The organism is Pedobacter sp. (genome assembly GCF_039594775.1).
GTDB lineage: Bacteria > Bacteroidota > Bacteroidia > Sphingobacteriales > Sphingobacteriaceae > Pedobacter.
In genome coordinates this window covers 161,596-181,567 of sequence record NZ_JBCNMT010000004.1, presented here as the reverse complement: position 1 = coordinate 181,567, position 19,972 = coordinate 161,596, and the positions used below count along the sequence as shown (strand labels likewise).

Annotated in this window: 18 protein-coding genes; 2 read left to right on the top strand and 16 right to left on the bottom strand. The window is 41.4% G+C overall.

The features are described from left to right. Positions 1-6: 6 nt before the first annotated feature. The 10 genes from ABDV71_RS12190 to ABDV71_RS12145 form a co-directional block, all read right to left on the bottom strand. Positions 7-1,923 (bottom strand): fumarate reductase/succinate dehydrogenase flavoprotein subunit, encoded by a 1,917-nt coding sequence (locus tag ABDV71_RS12190; RefSeq protein WP_343532917.1) that lies wholly within the window; start codon positions 1,921-1,923, stop codon positions 7-9. A gap of 1 nt (position 1,924) precedes the next feature. Continuing rightward, positions 1,925-2,581 carry a succinate dehydrogenase cytochrome b subunit gene (locus tag ABDV71_RS12185; protein ID WP_343532915.1) on the bottom strand — a complete coding sequence of 219 codons (657 nt, stop codon included), beginning with the start codon at positions 2,579-2,581 and terminating at the stop codon, positions 1,925-1,927. A gap of 5 nt (positions 2,582-2,586) precedes the next feature. Then, positions 2,587-4,017 (bottom strand): anion permease, encoded by a 1,431-nt coding sequence (locus tag ABDV71_RS12180; protein WP_343532913.1) that lies wholly within the window; start codon positions 4,015-4,017, stop codon positions 2,587-2,589. 10 nt (positions 4,018-4,027) lie between these two features. Next, positions 4,028-5,179 carry a porin gene (locus ABDV71_RS12175; protein WP_343532911.1) on the bottom strand — a complete coding sequence of 384 codons (1,152 nt, stop codon included), beginning with the start codon at positions 5,177-5,179 and terminating at the stop codon, positions 4,028-4,030. Between the two features lie 166 nt (positions 5,180-5,345). Beyond that, positions 5,346-5,729: a PKD domain-containing protein gene (locus ABDV71_RS12170; protein ID WP_343532909.1), complete on the bottom strand. Its 384-nt coding sequence runs from the start codon at positions 5,727-5,729 to the stop codon at positions 5,346-5,348. Between the two features lie 159 nt (positions 5,730-5,888). Then, entirely contained in the window at positions 5,889-7,319 is a 1,431-nt protein-coding gene (phnY, locus tag ABDV71_RS12165) for a phosphonoacetaldehyde dehydrogenase (protein ID WP_343532907.1), read from the bottom strand. 14 nt (positions 7,320-7,333) lie between these two features. Next, positions 7,334-8,575, bottom strand: coding sequence for a phosphonoacetate hydrolase (gene phnA, locus ABDV71_RS12160; RefSeq protein ID WP_343532905.1), 1,242 nt, complete (start codon positions 8,573-8,575; stop codon positions 7,334-7,336). A 29-nt stretch (positions 8,576-8,604) separates the two neighbouring features. After that, positions 8,605-9,876 carry an MFS transporter gene (locus ABDV71_RS12155; RefSeq protein WP_343532903.1) on the bottom strand — a complete coding sequence of 424 codons (1,272 nt, stop codon included), beginning with the start codon at positions 9,874-9,876 and terminating at the stop codon, positions 8,605-8,607. Between the two features lie 2 nt (positions 9,877-9,878). After that, on the bottom strand, positions 9,879-10,967 hold the full coding sequence (locus ABDV71_RS12150; RefSeq protein ID WP_343532901.1) for a zinc-binding dehydrogenase: 1,089 nt from the start codon (positions 10,965-10,967) through the stop codon (positions 9,879-9,881). A gap of 27 nt (positions 10,968-10,994) precedes the next feature. Then, positions 10,995-12,071 (bottom strand): alkaline phosphatase family protein, encoded by a 1,077-nt coding sequence (locus ABDV71_RS12145; RefSeq protein ID WP_343532899.1) that lies wholly within the window; start codon positions 12,069-12,071, stop codon positions 10,995-10,997. A gap of 353 nt (positions 12,072-12,424) precedes the next feature. On the opposite strand from ABDV71_RS12145, the gene ABDV71_RS12140 reads away from it, so the two are divergent. Beyond that, complete coding sequence (locus ABDV71_RS12140) at positions 12,425-13,009, top strand: helix-turn-helix domain-containing protein (RefSeq protein ID WP_343532898.1); 585 nt, start codon at positions 12,425-12,427, stop codon at positions 13,007-13,009. Between the two features lie 5 nt (positions 13,010-13,014). Here the strand turns inward: ABDV71_RS12140 and ABDV71_RS12135 are convergent, their stop codons facing one another. From ABDV71_RS12135 to ABDV71_RS12115, 5 genes are all read right to left on the bottom strand, one after another. Beyond that, the gene (locus ABDV71_RS12135) at positions 13,015-13,251 is read right to left on the bottom strand and encodes a hypothetical protein (protein ID WP_343532897.1); all 237 of its coding nucleotides are present in this window, start codon (positions 13,249-13,251) and stop codon (positions 13,015-13,017) included. Between the two features lie 226 nt (positions 13,252-13,477). Next, complete coding sequence (locus tag ABDV71_RS12130; RefSeq protein WP_343532896.1) at positions 13,478-13,981, bottom strand: DinB family protein; 504 nt, start codon at positions 13,979-13,981, stop codon at positions 13,478-13,480. 288 nt (positions 13,982-14,269) lie between these two features. Beyond that, positions 14,270-15,076 carry an alpha/beta hydrolase family protein gene (locus ABDV71_RS12125; protein ID WP_343532895.1) on the bottom strand — a complete coding sequence of 269 codons (807 nt, stop codon included), beginning with the start codon at positions 15,074-15,076 and terminating at the stop codon, positions 14,270-14,272. Positions 15,077-15,245: 169 nt separating this feature from the next. Next, positions 15,246-15,440: a hypothetical protein gene (locus ABDV71_RS12120; RefSeq protein ID WP_343532893.1), complete on the bottom strand. Its 195-nt coding sequence runs from the start codon at positions 15,438-15,440 to the stop codon at positions 15,246-15,248. A gap of 66 nt (positions 15,441-15,506) precedes the next feature. Continuing rightward, positions 15,507-15,848 (bottom strand): hypothetical protein, encoded by a 342-nt coding sequence (locus tag ABDV71_RS12115; protein ID WP_343532891.1) that lies wholly within the window; start codon positions 15,846-15,848, stop codon positions 15,507-15,509. Between the two features lie 224 nt (positions 15,849-16,072). On the opposite strand from ABDV71_RS12115, the gene hepB reads away from it, so the two are divergent. Further along, on the top strand, positions 16,073-18,379 hold the full coding sequence (hepB, locus tag ABDV71_RS12110; RefSeq protein ID WP_343532889.1) for a heparin/heparin-sulfate lyase HepB: 2,307 nt from the start codon (positions 16,073-16,075) through the stop codon (positions 18,377-18,379). A 187-nt stretch (positions 18,380-18,566) separates the two neighbouring features. On the opposite strand, the gene ABDV71_RS12105 is transcribed toward hepB, so the two are convergent. Further along, positions 18,567-19,907, bottom strand: a complete 1,341-nt coding sequence (locus ABDV71_RS12105) for an OmpA family protein (RefSeq protein ID WP_343532887.1) — start codon at positions 19,905-19,907, stop codon at positions 18,567-18,569. Between the last annotated feature and the right edge of the window lie 65 nt (positions 19,908-19,972).

The window sequence follows — 19,972 nt, the reverse complement described above, 5'->3', positions numbered from 1 at the left end:
TTTCCTTTATTTATAGCTCCTAACTGTTAAACTCACTCTTTCGAAGGTTAAAGGTTCTTTGTGCAACACGTGTTGCTCATCTTCACCCTTCCATTCCCAAGCAGATACATAGGCGTAATGTTCATCATCACGCACCGCTTCGCCATCAGCTGTTTGATACTCTTCCCTAAAATGTGCCCCACAAGATTCTTCTCTTTGCAGTGCATCCAAACACATCAGCTCGCCAAGTTCCAGGTAATCGGCCACCCTTCCCGCTTTTTCCAATTCACTATTCAGATGTTCGTCGCCTGTGAGCTTTAAATCAGTATAGAATTTATTCCTAAGGGCTTTAATTTCTTCAATGGCTTGTTGCAACCCCTCTTTACTTCTCGAGAGCCCACATTTATCGTAAAGCAGTTTCCCCAATGTTTTATGGAAATAATCGACCGAGAAATTACCTTTAATGTTCATTAACTGTTGAAGCTTCGCTTTTACTTGCGCTTCGGCTTCATCAAACGCTGGGTGCGAAGTTTTTATTCGTTGCGCTTTTAATTCATCGGCCAAATAATTCGGGATGGTATAGGGCGCAATAAAATAACCGTCTACACAAGCTTGCAAGAGCGAATTGGCCCCCAATCGATTAGCCCCGTGATCCGAGAAATTGGCTTCGCCCAAGGCAAATAAACCTGGAATAGAAGTCATCAATTGATAATCTACCCAAAGTCCACCCATGGTAAAGTGGGCCGCTGGCGAAATCAACATAGGCTGCTCATAAGCATTGATCCCTGTTATTTTTTCGTACATGGTAAATAGGTTGCTGTACTTCTCTTTGATCTTCTCTCTTCCCTGCGCTTTAATGGCTCTTGAAAAATCCAGATAAACCGCATTCTTCATTGGGCCTACTCCAAAGCCTGCATCAATGCGTTCCTTAGCTGCACGTGAAGATATATCCCTAGGGGAAAGGTTTCCAAATGCTGGGTAACGACGTTCCAAATAATAATCTCGTTCTTCTTCGGGAATAAGTCCCGCCTCTCTTTGTTCGCCCGCTTTTAAAGGCACCCAGATCCTACCGTCGTTACGTAACGATTCGGACATTAATGTTAATTTGGATTGCTGCTCTCCTGATTGTGGTAAAGAAGTGGGATGGAATTGTATCCAGCTGACACCCGACATTAACGCCCCTTTTTTATGCGCCCGCCAAATGGCCGAACCATTACAGCCCATGGCCAAAGTTGAGAGGTAATAGATTTTACCATAACCGCCAGTAGCCAATACTACTGCATCCGCAGCGTGTCGTTCTATTTCTCCCGTTACCAAATCACGGGTGATAATGCCTTTGGCTTTTCCATCTATCAATACTAAATCCAACATTTCATGTCGGGTGTAGGTCTTTACCTTTCCCACACTTTCTTGTCGCATTAAAGCCTGATAAGCGCCTAACAATAATTGTTGTCCCGTTTGTCCACGGGCATAAAAAGTTCTGGACACCTGTACACCACCAAAGGACCTGTTATTCAAATAACCTCCATATTCCCTCGCAAAAGGCACCCCTTGTGCCACCGACTGGTCAATTAGCGCTAAAGAACATTCGGCCAAACGATATACATTAGCTTCACGGGAACGGAAATCACCGCCTTTAATGGTATCATAAAACATCCGGTAAACGCTATCGCCATCATTCTTGTAATTTTTGGCGGCATTCACCCCTCCTTGAGCTGCTACCGAATGCGCCCTTCTGGCGCTATCCTGAAAGCAAAAGGATTTAATTCGATACCCCTGTTCGGCCAACGAAGCAGCGCAAGAAGCTCCAGCCAAACCGGTACCCACCACAATTACTTCCATTTTTAGCCGATTGGCAGGATTAACCAATTTGGCCTTCTCCTTAAAATTGGACCATTTATCTTCTAAAGCTCCTTCTGGAATATTTGCATTTAAACCGTTCATGTCAGTTGCTTAAATAAACATAAATTGGCATGGCCATAAACCCCAGCGTAATGGCCAGTGTATAAACCCATGCCACCCATTTGGCCAACTTCACATATTTGGGATGATATAATCCTAAAGTTCTGATGGCACTGAAAAACCCGTGTAATAGGTGAAACCCTAAGGCTATCAAACCCGCTTCATACAAAATCACATACCACAGTTCCTGATAGGCACTCACCACAATCGTGTATAAATCTTTTTGTCCATGCACATCCAAGGGTAATTCCGTAAACTTATATTGATACCAAAAATCTTTCAGGTGAACAATCAGAAACAAGAAAATAATGGTACCCAATACACCCATGTTACGACTGTACCAGGGGCTCACCGCTCCACGTTGGTCATAAGCATATTTTACCCCATTGGCCTTTTGTTTCTTGAGAGAAAGAATAATGGCATAAACCACATGCGCAATAATGGATAGATAGAGCACATAAGAAATAATCTTGATGATGATATTGTTGGACAGGAGCTGCGAATACCAATTGAACTGGATTCTTGCTTTTTCGGCAGGGAGAAAAAGCTGTAGATTGCCCAATACGTGTATGACCAAAAACACGCACAAAAAAAGTCCGGTTAAGGCCATCCAAAGTTTATAGGTCTGTGTAGTTCCCATAGTTTTTACCATAATCCAATAACTTTCCACCAAAGCCCACCAATTACAAACCAAATTAACAAGAAGAGTACGCTAATGAAGAAGCCGTGTTTCCACCAATCTTTCATATCTACATAGGTACTACCAAAGAAAATAGGCGCTGGACCATGTCCATAATGTGTTAAAGAGCCCATCAACGTAGCACAAGCGCCCAAGAAAATAGCCAACATGGTACCGGGTACGCCTACCGAAATACCCACGGCCAAAAACACCGAATACATGGCCGCAGCTTGTGCCGTTGCACTTGCAAAAAGGTAATGACAATAAGAATAGACCAATATGATGATCGGAAAGGCGAGTTGCCAACTAAAGGAGCTCATTTTAGTACCTACCAAGTTGCCGAACCAACCAATAAAACCAAGGGAGTTTAAATAGGAACCCATCATTACCAGTGAAGAGAACCAAACAATGGTATCCCATGCACCTTTTTCAGACTTTACATCATCCCAGGTTAATACACCACAGAGCAATAGGATGGACAAACCGATTAAAGCACCAGTGGTCGCATCTACCGCAAACAGGTTTCCAAATATCCACAGTACTAAAAGAATGATAAAAGTAGCCACCATTAACCATTCCTGTCTGGTTACAGGCCCCATTTCTTTTAGCTTTTCTGCCGCTAAACGAGGAGCATCTGGTGTTCTTTTCAATTCAGGGGCATAAAATTTATAAAGGAAAAGTGGTGCCAATATAAAACAGGCTAAGCCGGGAATTACCGCTGCCATGAACCAACTGCCCCAAGTAATATTGATGCCCAAATCTTTGGCAAACTTTTGTGCCATAGGGTTACTGGCTGTAGCCGTTAAAAACATTACCGAGGTAATCATATTCGCATTATAGCTGCTCAATGTTAAAAAGGAACCGATTTTCCTATGACTTTCTGCATTCTCCGGAGTAGAGCCCATGTTTACCGCAATGGACTTCATGATAGGAAAAATTACCCCACCAGCCCTTGCGGTATTGCTAGGAATAGCCGGAGCGAGAATTAAATCGGCAGTATTGAGGCCGAAAGCCAGTCCTAGCGAACTCCTACCGAACATGCGGATAAAGTTATAGGCCAATCTGGTACCCAATCCAGTTTTAATAAATCCTCTGGCAATAAAGAAAGCCAATCCAATTAACCAAATGGTTGAATTTCCAAAACCACTTAAGGCATTTTTAATGGATTGCGTAGGATCTCCGGGTGCCAATACTTGTGTAGCTGCACAAACAGTCATCCCGATCATGGCCATAGAGCCCATAGGTGCTGCCTTAAGGATAATGCCGATAATAGTGGCCGCAAAAATGGCCAGTAAATGCCAGGCATTGGGCTTAACACCTTCTGGAACTGGAATGAACCAGATAATGAGGCCAATAACTACGGTAATGGCCAGCGATTTTAGGTTAACTTCTTTCATAAATGAGGGTTTAAAAACGGACCTGCAATTGCAAGTAATAAAGATGACTATTGTAAGTGGTGCTTAACGGAACATTGCGATCATACAAATTGAGGGAAACCCCTGTTTGGATGGCAGCATAAAAGTCGTCGGCAAATACCAGTGAGATATTGGGAACAATATTCCTTCGCACATTTTTATCAAGCTTATAATTCAGATCAAGGTGTTCGTATCTCGAAGAGAACTCAATCCCTCTCAAACGTGGCAGATTGCAATTATAGCGCAGGATTGGAAACACATAAAAACCATGCATCCGCACTTTGGAAAGACTTGGAGCATTGGTGGTAAAAGTATTGAACAATGAAAGGTTGCTACCATTTTTATATTCGCCGCTCAACGAGAGTTGCCACCTGTTTCCAAATTTGTGAGTAGTCACCACATCAGCTCCCCAAGCATCGCCCTGGCCTTTACCCATGCTTCCCACAGCAGCATTCACCCCTACAATTAACTTCTTAGCCAATTCCGCTTCTATCCGACCGTAAAAGTTTTTGGCATCATCGTTATCGCTAGATTCGTTTCTATTATTTCCATTGTAAACCCCTACATAATACCTGATGGGCATTTGGCCCTTTGAAGTAACATCGCCAAACAGAGATAAACCTATTTGGAAACTTTGCCATCCGCTGGCGCCAAAAGCATAATATTGATTAGAATAGTCGAAGGTCCTGATGACATCTACAGGGAGTGCATCCTCAATCCCAAAGAAAGGTCTAAATTGTCCAGCCTGTACCTGAAAATGCTTGCTTAAAGTATATTTCACATAAGCATTTTCTAAGACCTTATTGGCTGGATTGGAACTAAATTCCGCAAAGTTGAACATGATGTTCGCGGCAAAATGGTCATTTACATTACCTTTTACCTGAAGCCGCACTCTTTTTAACAGAAAGGCATTGGTGTTTTTACTCGTCGATGCGTCATTAAAATTCTTCCCATTGATATCTACATTATCGGAAAGGGAAGCAACAAATCTGGTCTGTAACAGACCCGCAAAACCAATGGAACGCTTATATGTGGAATAGTTGGTAATGGTATCTCTATCAATACCCGAAATATCAGTTTGCTGGGCGATAGCTGACAGTGAGAAAATGAACAAAAATGAAAGTAGTAGACATTTTTTCTTCATAATGAGCGTATTTGAATTTGTTAATCTGCCAGACCTCAAATCACTAAATCTCACCAAGCAAACAAGAAGCCCGTGCTACAAGATAGCAATAAAATACTACTTCTAAAAGGAATATTTTATGATTAACAAAATGATTATACGCAATTCATCAGATCAATTGATACACCTACTGAATGGTTACGGCTTTGGTTGGATCTACCTCGCAAGAAGACTTGCCTTCCGTAAAAGTGACCCTTGCCTTAACGGTATATGTTCCAGCCGATGCATATAGATGATTGCCCGTGAGACCCGTCGTTGCTTCTGTCGCCCCATCTCCATACTCCCACTTAATACCGCTTATCTTTTTTTCGCCCCAATATTTTACTTCTGTTGAAACCTGCTTTGCGTTATTTGGATTAACCGTAACATGAACGCTTAGCTTCAAACTTTCTCCAAAGCAATCTACAATTCGTTCTGAGGATTTTTTACAACCTACAAACAACATACCTATCATCAATACACCCATCATTAGCTTCCCAGTTTTCATCATCGTTGTTTTAATGTTTATCATTTTTTATTCATTTATACTCTTTATAACACATAGCCAAGTTCACAGATAAGGAGTAACAAATTTAAGTATCGTTTTTTTTGCACAAAAACATAGTACAATGAAAGCTCAATTCCCATATTATTTAGATAAAGGGAATTGAGCTAACTACTCATGGAAAAACTACCAAGGCAATGAAAAAGTTTTAACAAAGGTGAAACACTTGATGGCTTCTATCACACCTTCCTTAATTCCCAAACCTGAGTCTTTGATCCCGCCAAACGGCGAACTTTCTATGCGATAGCCAGGAACCTCGTTTACATTTACCGTACCTACTTTTAATTCTTTTACAAACCTCATGATGTACTGCATGTTGTTGGTTACTACGCCCGAAGACAAGCCGTATGCTGTAGAATTAGATAGCGCAATGGCATCATCAATATCCTTAAAAGTAAGGATAGGTGCCAATGGGCCAAAAGATTCATGCACAACCATATCAGCATCACGAGGGACTTCATCAATGATCGTTGGCTCTAACAGAGCACCTGTGCGCTTACCGCCCAACAATACTTTGGCCCCTTGGGCTACTGCTTTTTTCACGACAGTTTCCAAATAAATGGCCGAAGCCTCATCAATGACCGTACCCACTTTGGTATCGGCCGCTAAAGGATCTCCTGCCTTGTATTTCTTTGCCACTTCCAAAAACTTCTCCAGAAAATGCTCTTTAACCTGCTCATGCACTAATATCCGTTTTACGGCAGTACAACGTTGACCACTGTTACGAAACGAACCCTCTGCAGCCAAATAAGCAGCCAAATCCAAATCTGCATCTTCCATGATAATGATCGGATCGTTTCCGCCCAATTCCAAAATCACTTTTTTATAACCAGCAGTAGCCGCTATTTTTTTACCTACGGCTACGCTTCCCGTAAAAGAAACGATATCTACCCGGTCATCCTTAATTAAAGGTTCGGCAATTTCATTTGTTGGCCCCAATAGCACACTCAGCATGCTATGCGGCAAACCTGCTTCATACAACACTTCTACAATTTTAATAGCAGTTAGAGGTGTCTTTTCAGAAGGTTTTAAAATTACCGGTGTCCCTGCCGCAATGGCCGGGGCTATTTTATGAAGTACTTGGTTTAAGGGATGATTAAAAGGCGTAATACAAACCGCTAAATTTAAAGATTCACGGTGGGTAAATATTTTTCTAGCTTTGCCTTGCGGCGAAATGTCGCAAGAGAAAATCTGTCCATCATCTTTTAAACACTCCATTGCTGCAAAAAAAAGCACATCGTGTGCCCTACCTGTTTCATAAAGCGCTTCATGTAGGGCCAGACCTGCTTCATTGCTAATCGTGGCGGCAAATTCTTGCTTGCGCTGAACCAATAAGGTTCGGGCTTTGTCTAAAATGGCATAACGTTCATATTTTGATAATGATACTTTATCGCTTATTGCTATATCAATGGCCCGCTTTGCATCCTCGGCGTTGGCCAAAGCTACAGCTCCTACCAAGCGACCATCGTATGGGCTCCTTACCTCTAAAGTATTCTCTCCCTTAACCGGTTTACCCGCCACATAGCAAGTGGCATTATTCACTTCCTTGTTCTCCATCAACCTTCCCTCCTTTAGTTGGTACCATTTACCGTAAAATCGAAAATATCGAAGTTTCTAGGATCTCCAGAGGCTTTCAATTTGTAGGTTTGGTTTAAGGGATGAGAGATAATCATAGGCACCATTTCCTCATATCTGCCACCGTGAGAACGTAACGTACCGTCTAAAGCAGAAATATCATGATCTTTTGGACGACGGCCTACTACCACATCTCTTGCAGAAAGCACTACTAAATCGCCGATACGATCTTCTGGCTGCTCCAATAAGGCAACTGCCGATTGTTTATCATGAACTTCGGTAATACCTGCCTGTAACGACAACCAGTTTTTCACTTCATTAATTCGTGTTTTATCATCTATATGCACCACTACATACGAACCCAAGGCACCATGATGTTTCACATAAGGGTCTGTAATTGGGCAAATCACCCTAAAGCCAGCACCAAATTGTGCTTCCAACATGTCTTCCACAAAAAGTACATTTGGCGAACCGTCTGCTTTGATTTTGGCATTCATCCCATGATCTGCAGTTGCACCAATTACCGCACCAAGGTCTAACATTTTCCCTATCTCTTTATCCATTTCTTCATAAAAAGCTAAGGATTCTTCTGCTTCCGGCGCATACGTATGCTGCATGTAATCAGTTAGCGACAAATAAAGGAAATCGGCTTTGCCTTGTTGGATCAATGCCGTTCCTGCACGCAATACAAAAAGACTAGCTTCCAGGCTATAAATTGCTGGTGTAGGATAACCCACTACAGCTTCTGCATTCGCAATTCCATGGGTACTTTCTTCTGCCTGATTAGCTTTTTCCGCAGAGAAAGCAATACCATTTAATTTATAGGATAAAATGTCCCTTAACTTTTCCTTTGCCGTTACTACCGCTACTTTTCTGCCTGCATTTGCAGCTGTAGCCAAGATAGTTTCTGCTCTTAAATATTCCGATGAATTCATCATCACTTCCTGATCCTTGGCCGCATCGTAAAAGAAATTGCCAGAAATACCATGCACGGCAGGCGTAACCCCCGTTACAATAGAGGAATTATTTACGTTAGTGAACGAAGGAAGTGCCCCCCTTACCATACCACGGTAGCCCACTCGGCTCATTTTTGACAGGTTCGGTAAACGATTATGCGCAGCGGTTACATCCAAATATTCATCTGCCGAGCCATCTATACAAATCACCACGATAGGTTTTGCAGCAGGACGGAAAGAAATGTTGTTGATGTTAAATTCTTGTGTTGAGATATTTTCCATTTTATTATGTGTTGTTTATGATAATTGATTTACGATTGTTCTGTTTGTCCCTGCAAATTGAGGACAGCATTTTCTCTGTTTTTGTTATAAGCTTTTGCGGTAGTAGAAATGGTGATAGCGCACAATAAAGAGATGGAGGCAATGGCCAGAAATACATAGGAAGTATTTCCGGTAAGGTCTATGATTTTACCTAAAAAAGGTTCGCCCATAGCGGCAAATAAATAGGCGCACATGTTCATAAAACCAATGCCCGTGCCCATGTATTTTTTTCCCAGAAGCTCCGGGCACATTGGCCAAAAATTAGCTTGCACACCATACACAAAAAAACCAGAGCCAAACATGAGCAAGGCATTGAGCACGAGATGATGGGAATTGGTAAAAAAGATGATCAGGGCAAAAAATGCGCTGATGGTCATTCCGGTGGCTATAGACCGAGGTCGATCTCCTTTAAACAGCGTGTCGGATAAATTTCCAAAAGTTAAAGCACCTATGGCCATCCCAATGGGCATTAAAAAAGTAACCCAAAGGTTTTGAGGAGCTGCCTTCCAGTTTTGTCCCAAAAAATGTACTGGCACCCAAAAAATCAAACCATAACGGGCCATATTTTGGAAACCAATAGCTAAAGAGGCGACCAAAAAGGTTTTATTGCTCAATACTTTGGAATAACGTTCTTTCCAACCACTGGGTTCTTCCTCTCCACTTTCGACAAAATTTTCGAAACCTTTGTCGCTAGGCTTATCTCTAGCCACAAAGAAAAATACAATTGCCGCAAATAGTAATAAAAGAATTGGCAAGCGAAACAAGTATCGCCACGAAAGCTCCTGCTGCAACAAAATAATGGAAAGCAAATAGGTAATTGCTGATGAACTCCCCGCAGCCATGGTATAAAACCCAAAGGCTTTACCTCTTTCTTTTCCGCTCCACCAATTAGCAATTAATTTACCTCCTGGCGCCCAAGCCATCGATTGGAAATAGCCATTTAGTGTCCATAACACCAACACTACATAGAAATTTGTAGCATAGCTGATGCCTATATTAGCCATAATGGATAGCAAAGCACCAAGCGGCACCATTTTTCTTGCTCCAAAATGATCAGCTAAATTGCCATTCACCAACTGTCCTATGGCATAGCCCATTAGCATGGAAAAGCTGATCCAGCCGATAGCGGCGAAGGAAATATTCAGCTCCGCGGCCATGTCCTTTGCTGCCCATCCAAAGTTGTGTCGGCCTGTATAGAAAAACAGGTAACAAAACATGGTGACGAGCAACATCAGCCACTGATTTTTTCTCAAATTTTTCATCGCTAAATTCTTATGCCTACACGAAGTGGTTTATTTGCAACGGCATATTGAAATGCCTTTTCGGCTTCTTCCAATGGGAACTCCTGTTCCACCACGGTTTCAAATGGATATTTCTGCCAGTTATGCTCCAAGAAATTGAGCGCATACTTGAAGTCGTCGAAATTATAGTTGTGAATTCCTTTAATGGTATGCAGGTTTCTAATGAGCTGTTCGGCATCTATGGCTACCTTACGGGTATTGAAAACCGCACCCACCCAAATGGCCGTGCCACCAATGGCCAGCAACTTCAATCCCAGCTCCATTGCATCTGGCGAACCACTCATATCAAACACTACATCGACCCCTTTTTTAATGAATTTGGATTTTAGCTTATCGATAGCATCATCTGCCATTCCTCTGGTATTTAACAGGAAATCGGCTCCGAAACCTTTGGCATGATACAATCTTTCATTAGAAACGTCGGTAGCACCTACAAAAATGGCTCCAGCTTCCTTACACATAGAAATACATGCTATCCCCAACAGTCCCATTCCTAAAACCATTACGTTTTTACCTTCCAAATCGCCGGCAAGCCTAATGGCGGCAGCTACCGTGGCTATGGCACAATTAAGTGGTGCAGCTACCGGTAAAGGCATGGATGATGGTAATTTTAGAACTCCCGTATTTTGACGGAGCACACAATACTCTGCCAAGCCTCCATGAAAGGCATCTTCTTCGGTAATACGTGCATGTCCGTACTTAAACAGATCTGTTCCTTTTTGCGGAATACCTTCTTTGGCATAAACCGACCTTGGATTGCTGGAAAAAATAGACCAAGTCACCAAATCGCCAGGCACTATCTGTTTACCATTATCGTCAAAACCGGGATGGGATGGGTGAATTTCCAAAATCTCTCCCACAATTTCATGTCCTAACACCGTTGGACAGGCTTCCTGACGCTGTCCACAATAAGTATGGATATCACTCCCACAAATAGTGGTATATTTGTTTTTCACCAAAATTTGGCCATCTGCCAAGGGCGAGAGTAGGTGATCTTCGTAACTGAGAGACATACCACTCCCATTAAAGGCAATTAGCTTTCCTTTTTTCATAATTTTCGTAATAATGACTAGCTTATTTTATCGAACTGGCAATACTTCTTTAATTTCTTCTCCGATTGGATTTTTACTGGTAAAGGTCAAACCCAAAAATGCCGCAAGGGTTTTGGCAATTTGGTTTTGATAGATTTGTCCTGCCTTTTTTATTTCTCCAAGTGGTTTAGTATCGGGCCCCATGGCGGCAAACCAAACTTCATCACAATGTGGAATTGAATTTTTATGCGACTTCCAAGAACTGCCATCGCCCCTACCATGATCGGTAGTGATCACCAAAGTGGTTTGATCTTTATAGAAAGGGTCACTTTGCAGATAATTCCAAAGGTCTTCCAAAATGGCATCGGTACGGTTGGCCGCATCTAAATACAAATCATATTTTCCTTGGTGGCCAAAGGCATCGGTATCGATTAACGCTAAGTATAATACCCTCGGCTTATTTTGCTTGGCATATTCTTTGGCCAAAGGATAAGTGACGGCATCAATACGCTCATCAGGGCCAATTACTTGCGGTGCCAATTTTTGCTGCCAATTTAAAAACTGTTGTAAAGGAGTAATGTTAGGGTCTTTGAACTCGGCCCACCCCGCATTGATAGGTAATTTACTACGCTCTTGATTAAGGATACGATAATAGGCATTCCAGCCTGCGAATACGGCAACCTTACCTTTAAAGGCTGCTTGTTGGTTGATAAACTCCAACACATTTACGTTATGATTTGGTGGAAAGGTATTTGAATTCACCAAAGTATCGGGATAGCCCGTGAACATTTCGTTATAGCCGGGATAGGAAAACCAATACCTGTTTTTTACGTTCATGAAATTTCCTTGATTGCGATTGCCGTAAAGCTGTCCTTTTTTGGCAATGGTTCCCCATAAAAAAGGCATCAATGCTTCTCGTCTCTCTGCTGCGGTAGCTCTCCAATATTTTTCTTTTACGTTTTTTTGGGTAATGAAACTTTTGGTGTTGATCAACTCTTCATCAGCACCAGCAAATAGTTCCTTCCAGCGATAACCATCGAGCGTAACCACCACCAAATTTTTAGTTTTTTGAGCGGAGGCATTCATAGCCATGCCCAGCAACATCATCAATACAATTTTCTTCATACCGGTTTAATATTTTCTAAATAAGAAAAATTTACATTCCAAAAGCAAGGATAAAATCGTTGTTTATTTGGATGAATATTTCTTATTCAACAAAACAATATTCGAAAATTTATTTCATAAAAAGAAAATTTATTTTCAAATTAAGAAATTAAAAACAAACAAAAACACCAAAAAATCAGTATTTAAGCTCAAAAGCACATTTTAACATACGGAAAAATATTTTCTTAATAGGAAAATAAGTTAAACTAACATTAATTAAATAAAAAGCTTTCTTTATGAGAAAATAAAATTATCCTACGCAAAACGGGTATTATTCACGAGTTCTTTTATTTTTGCGAAACAACTTTGAAGTTTTGAACAAAAAATTAAGCTATAACGAAATAGGCGCCATCATCAGAAAGTACCGAAAAAGTCAAAAGCTGCGACTAGGCGAACTTTCGACTTCTTCGAATGTAAGCATCGCCATGCTTTCGAAAATTGAAAATGGCAGGATGATTCCAACCATCCCTACTTTGTTTGCCATTATTGGCGCTTTGGATATTTCTCCGGATGTATTTTTTGGCGAACTGAGCAAACAGGATACTTTTCCTGGTTACATTTTCATGCCCAAGGAATCATACACACCTTATGTAAAGGAAGAAAATGCAAAGGGTTTCCATTACCTATCCATCCTAGAACACCCTATTGAAGGATCATCGTTACAAGTTTCACTGCTACAGCTTGAGCCAAAAGCCAAAAGAAAAGCGGTAAAAACATTGGCCTACGAATATATTTACCTTATTTCTGGGAGTATAGACTATATTTTAGGAGAACAAACCTTTTTGATGAAACAAGGGGATTCTTTGTTTTTTGATGGCAACATCAATCACGTTCCTATCAACAATACACCAAATGCTGCCACCTTACTGGTATTATATTTATTCAAAGAAAGCAAATAGAATCTTTACCCCACCATATAATTCACCTCAAAACCTCTATAGCTTAACATCTCAGCGGTGTGCGAAACAACCAATTTTAATTGAAAGCGGTCTATTAAAGCTTTTGCTTCTGCTATGCCTTTATGTAAATCTACAATTCCCCTTATCTCCACACCGTTTTTGATGATTTTAAATTTTCTCGGTTCAAACTTTTCAATAAACTTTTGTAAATCTACGTTTGGGTTAAGCATAGTTATTTCCATATTTTATTTGTTGTTTTTATTGCCATAAAACAAGCATCCTTGGATTAATGCAATGTTCATTTATTGTTACCATTTACCCGTTTAGGGGCATTTAAAGCATGAACAGCAAAACCTATATTTTGTTTGGAACAGATTTTAAACATATTGCCACCTCCTATCGCAAAAAAGCCATATTTAATGTGAGCTCAACATCAAATATGGCTTTTGAAAAAATATAAATCAGCCCTTAAGATACCTTACTATCTTCATAGGTCGGGCCATATAAACCAGGAGGCCTATTGCCTGTAGCACGAAGATACACAACCATTTCACCTCTGTGATGATAAATGTGGCTGAACAAAAAGCTACGTACTACCACCGCTCTAGGCATTGGACCAAGCACCGTGCGATCGCCTACCTTCATGGTCCAAGGCTGCGGTAAACTTTCCTCTGTTGCTGATTTCATGGCAGCTCTCGCTTTTTCCACATTTTGCTCAAAAAGCTGTAATGTAGCCTCAATATCGCTCGGTTCCCCCCGCTCTAGACTATCGGCTGCCATATCATATACATCTTTCCCAAAAACACCTACATACCAGTAATAAATGGTTGCAATGTGCTGAGCCAACTGGCCCATCGTCCAAGAAACTGGAGAAGGTTTATAGGCAATATCTTTTTCGGGAATAGACTGTAGCAGTTTTCTCGTGCCTACTACCTCATGTTCAAATTCGGCAATGAGAGATGGTAACATCATTGTATTTCGGTGTTAAAGTTTTCAATCCAAATGCAATCGCATTTTCAATTGCACAGAACCTTAAAATACGGAAAATTTTATCTTCCCATACAATAAATAACGGTTGCAATCACCAGCAACAAGAACAAGGCTCTTGAAAGATCGCCTCGATATTCCCTCGTATTCATACAGTTGACTTTAAGAATAAACAAACCAAACACTACTTTGTTTGGCAGGTTAAATACTGAACGAAAAAAACGAGGAAATAATATGATTTAACTCGATTTAGTTGTCAACGTTACAACCACATTACTTTTTCAAATTGGCCTTGATGAAAAGCAATTGATACTTAATCGCATCAGACCAATACTGCCAGTTATGCGCACCCGGGTTGGTCATGAAAGTATGCGGAATATTTTGGTAAGCCAACTTCTCATGCAGTTGAACATTCACTTTGTAAAAAAAATCTTCCGTTCCGCACTGAATGAACAAAGCTAGGGAATTAGGTGTTAGCAAATGAGTAAGATTGATGACAGAATTGCTTTCCCAATTATTGGGCTTAGCGGCATAGGCCCCAATACGCTTGGCAATGTCCCAATTGTTTGGGAAAGGGCGCAGATCCACGCCACCACTCATGCTTCCCGCCACACTAAATACATCTTGATGTTTAAAAGCCAAATAAAGTGCCCCATGGCCGCCCATACTCAAACCTGTAATGGCACGTGCCTTTTTGTCGGCAATGGTCTTGTACTTATCGTCTATCCATTTTACCAATTCCGTAGCTACATAGGTTTCATATTTGCTCTCAGGCTGCTCGGGACTGTCAAAATACCAGCTGCTAAAATTACCATCAGGACAAACAATGATCAACTGATGCTGATCGGCCAAATCCTTAATTGCGGGCACTTTTTTAATCCAATCGGCATAATTACCTGAGTAGCCGTGCAACAGATAAACTACTGGGAAACGATCTCCATTACTGTAGCTAGCTGGGGTTACCACCACGGCCTTGATCTCCTTTTTCATGGAAGCACTATAAGTTTTAACCGTATCCACATCGGCTGCAAAAGTGTTCAGTGCCGATAGCAATAGCAACAAGCTCAGTAATTTTTTCATCTGATTTTATTAGTCTGTTAGTCTATGATTCAATTTTTTACACAGCCACATTTTGATGTACACGTCAATCCAGCAATTCCCCGTGTTCAAAATCGCTTTTGAAGATAGTATTTTAGCTGGAATTACTGAAAACTTCCACATAAAATGGATTTATTTGAATAGCTAGCATTTATATTTTTTCTTTACCAACACCAGCTTCTTCTGTTTCCTTATCCTCTTCTAACAATTCAGTTTGTATGGAAACCCCCTCCCGTCTTTTTGAAACAGGAATGGTCGCACCTCCCGAAAGTCCCACACCGAAACTTGCGAGCACAACCATTACAACAACGCCAATTAAGCGCAGTGCCTTTTTTATTTTTCTCATTAAATATTTTCATTAGTCTTACAAACACCTGCCTTACAGCGGGTTTAACTTTCCAAGCGGAATGGACTAATGAACTGACTGAACGGCTATAAGAATACAGATATGAATTGGGTTCACCTGCATAAACAACAAGCTTTTATATTGCACAAAAGACTTCCAGAGCATTTCCATACGAATTTTTAGCAATAATGAAAGACAGAGTGAACAAACGGCAACACAGCACCACCATTGAAGTCGCTCATGAGAAGCCAAAAAGGATGACTCCTGCAATTGAACATCATCTACAATACGCCATTCGGTATGCACTTTTTGAAAGCGCATATTGGATTGAGCCGGAATTGCAGGCGTAAAAAGTAATGAAAGCACCATCAAGAGAGTCATTATCCCTCTCATTAAACTGGTTTGCATTATTAGCGCGTTTTGCTCTTTCACGAAATCAAAGATAATGATATCACAGGAACAATTGCCGAAAACTAAACTGGCACACGGTTCTAAAGTCCAATCAACCCTATGAGGCAAACAAAGCTAATTTGTGTATCTAGGGTTTAAAAAAATGATAAATTCATTTCGATTATGTTGAAAATGACCATCAGAACTTGCCAATAGACCTAACATGTTCGTACCTTAAAATTATGAAGAAACAGCTATATTTATTTATGGTGCTATTTGTTGTATTTGCAACAAAGGGCTATTCCCAGTTCAAAACCGATGTGGTTTGGAAAAATGTGGACGGCGTATCGATGCCTGTGCCCCCAAAGGTACATCCGAGGCTATATATACGTGAACAACAGGTGCCTGACCTGAAAAACAGAATGAACGACCCTGAACTGAAAAAAGTTTGGGCCGATCTAGTCAAAATGCAAGAAGACTGGAAACCAGAAGACATTCCTGAAATTAAGGACTTTAGATTTTATTTTAACCAAAAGGGGTTGACTGTAAGAGTTGAGCTAATGGCATTGAAATACCTCATGACCAAAGACCCTAAAATAGGCAGGGAAACCATAACCTCTATTATAGACACCTTGGAAACCGCTACTTTTAAAGAGGCCGGGGATATTTCAAGGGGGATTGGCCTGTTTATGGTAACGGGCGCCATCGTATATGATTGGTGCTACGACCAACTGAAGCCGGCAGAAAAAACACGTTTTGTAAAGGCTTTTGTACGACTGGCCAAAATGTTGGAATGTGGCTATCCTCCGGTAAAAGATAAATCTATTGTGGGGCATGCCTCGGAATGGATGATCATGCGTGACCTGCTTTCGGTGGGCATTGCCATTTACGATGAGTTCCCTGAGATGTATAATCTGGCCGCAGGTCGGTTTTTCAAGGAGCATTTGGTTGCACGCAATTGGTTTTATCCCTCGCACAACTATCATCAGGGCATGTCGTACCTGAATGTAAGGTTTAGCAACGACCTCTTTGCGCTTTGGATATTGGACCGTATGGGTGCCGGCAACGTGTTTCACCCTGGACAACAGTTTGTACTTTATGATATGATCTACAAGCGTCGCCCCGATGGACAGATTCTGGCGGGCGGGGATGTAGATTACTCCCGTAAAAAACCAAAGTATTATTCGCTGCCGGCCTTTTTGGCGAGCAGCTATTACAAAGATGAATACTTGAATTACGAATTCCTGAAAGACCCACGAGTTGAGCCGCACTGCAAACTGTTCGAGTTTTTATGGCGCGACACCAAACTGGGCAGCCGCAAACCAGATGACCTGCCTCTATCTAGATACTCAGGCTCCCCATTTGGCTGGATGATTGCCCGCACTGGTTGGGGACCAGAGAGTGTGATTGCCGAAATGAAAATCAACGAATACACCTTCCTAAACCACCAACATCATGATGCCGGGGCTTTCCAAATTTATTACAAAGGTCCACTGGCTATCGATGCAGGTTCATACACTGGTTCTTCTGGCGGTTACAACAGTCCACACAACAAAAACTTTTTTAAACGCACTATTGCTCATAACAGCTTGCTGATTTATGACCCGAAAGAGGTTTTTAACATCTCGGGATATGGAGGTCAAGACCAGACAAATTTTGCGGCCAATGATGGCGGACAACGTTTACCTGGAAAAGGCTGGACTGCCCCACGCGACCTTAAGGAAATGCTTGCGGGAGATTTCAAAACTGGAAAAATTCTTGCCCAAGGCTTTGGACCCGACAATCAGACACCAGATTATACTTATTTGAAGGGAGATATTACCGAAGCCTACTCTGCTAAGGTGAAAGAAGTTAAGCGTTCTTTCATGTTCCTGAATCTTAAGGACACCAAAGTCCCTGCGGCTATGATTGTTTTTGACAAAGTAGTATCTGCAAACCCTAACTTTAAGAAATTCTGGCTACTACATAGCATTGAACAACCCGAAATAAAAGGTAATCAGATTACCATAAAGCGTACTAAAAACGGTGACAACGGCATGCTGGTTAACACAGCCCTACTGCCTGATGCAGCAAATGCCGACATTCAGTCTGTGGGTGGCAAAGGTAAAGACTTCTGGGTGTTTGGCACCAACTATACCAACGACCCTAAACCTGGAACGGATGAAGCACTGGAGCGCGGGGAATGGAGAATAGAAATTAGTCCTAAAAAAGCAGCCTCCGAAGATTACTATCTAAATGTAATGCAAATTGCAGACAACAACCAGCAACAACTTCATGAAATCAAGCGTATCGATGGCGACAACATCGTTGGTGTACAGCTTGCAGATAGGGTGGTTACTTTCAGCAAAACATCCGAGACCATAGACCGTTCTTTCGCCTTTTCTGTCTCGGGAAAAGGAACATTCCAGTTTGTAATCACTGATCTTCTGCCCGGCACCTGGCAAATCCTGAAAGATGGAAAAGTATTTAAGCCAGCTATTACCGCGGGCGGGGATGAAAAAAGTCTGCACTTTACGGGAACTGAAGGAAGTTATCGTTTTTTAAGATAATAACTTCTCTGGCACAAACAGATGCTTGTACCTATGCTAAGAACCTAAGCCCAATATGCTAATACTTGCGCTAGCATGAAAGATTAGACAATTTAGTTTATCGATACACCATATTAATTTTATCTTATGATTAAAAAAAAGGTCCACCGAATATTCGATGGACCTTTTTTTAATAGAAAATCATAGATTAGAATAATGTAAACTCAACACGGCGGTTTTGTTGACGGCCTGCAGCAGTTTTATTCGTTGCAATAGGCTGGTCAGGACCATATCCAGTAGCCTCAATTCTAGATGCATTCGCACCTTGAGACACCAAGTAAGCTTTTACAGATTCCGCTCTTTCTTTAGACAAACGCAAGTTCAGTTCTCTTGAACCAGTGATATCAGTGTGGCCAGCTAATTTTAAGCTGAAGTTCTTCTCTACCAATAATGCCGCAACGGTATTTAAAGTAGCATAAGATTTTGATCTGATGGTTGCTTTACCCAAGTCAAATTCTAAGTTTTTGATGGCCTCATCCACTACCTTACGGTCAGCTTCAGTTACCACTACCTTAGTTTCTTTTACCACTTCTCTTTGTACCTTGATAGGACATCCAGAACCATCAACCACAGTACCTGGGGCAGTTCCTGGGCATTTATCAAATTTGTTTGCTACACCATCATTGTCGTCATCGCCCATATCCTTCGCATATTGCTCCCTATCACGTTGTGCATTTTGCTCGGCAGTAGATAATGCCCTTCTCAATGCTTCACTTTCTTCTTTAGATTGGATACGAAGTGCTGCCAATGAACTGTAGTTCTGCAACTGTGGTTTTGATTTGCTACCCAAAGCAAACTCCAAACCTGCGTGCGCATAAGTGAATTTATCGTTGGTGGCTCTGTTCACCCCATCAAATGTTGATGATTTTACGAAATTGACATCATAGCCTAAATCTAAGTTAATGCCTTTGGCCAAACCAAGTTTGAAACCAATACCCGTAGGGATGTACCATCTTTCGTCATAACTTTGGTAATTGCTCACTGAACCCGCATAAGTAGAGGCGTTAGAAGACATATAACCAGCACCCGCTTTTACATAAGGGATCAAAACCGCATTTTCGTTGTTGATATTGATGTTAGCAATGTTATACACCGCGGTTACCGCACCAGCCCATTCCATTCGGCTTGCAAAACCAGAATTGCCTAAATAAGTTGGATTGCCAGCAGCATCAGTAGCTCCGGTCCATGCTCTTAAACCTTGAACTTTACCCGCTAAAAACTCAGCTTGGATACCTAAAGAAGGTAAAAGTTGCTTTTTGATATAACCACCATAGCCAAGGCTTTCCTTTGTGGTTTGGAAATCCCTAAACTTTCCATCGAACAATGTTCTCGGGCTAGTTACTCCGGCATGTACACCTATTGACCAGGTACGAAATTGTTGCGTAGAAAAACGTGCTCCGTCTGTTGATGACATATCCTGCGCCATCACTGAACCTGAAATGCCTACCAAGGCTATTAGAAGTGCAGATTTTGTAATTTTTTGTTTCATATATTTTAATTTCATAGACTGGGAATCGCCCCATCGGCCAATTAGGAGGGAAAATAGTGCCAAAT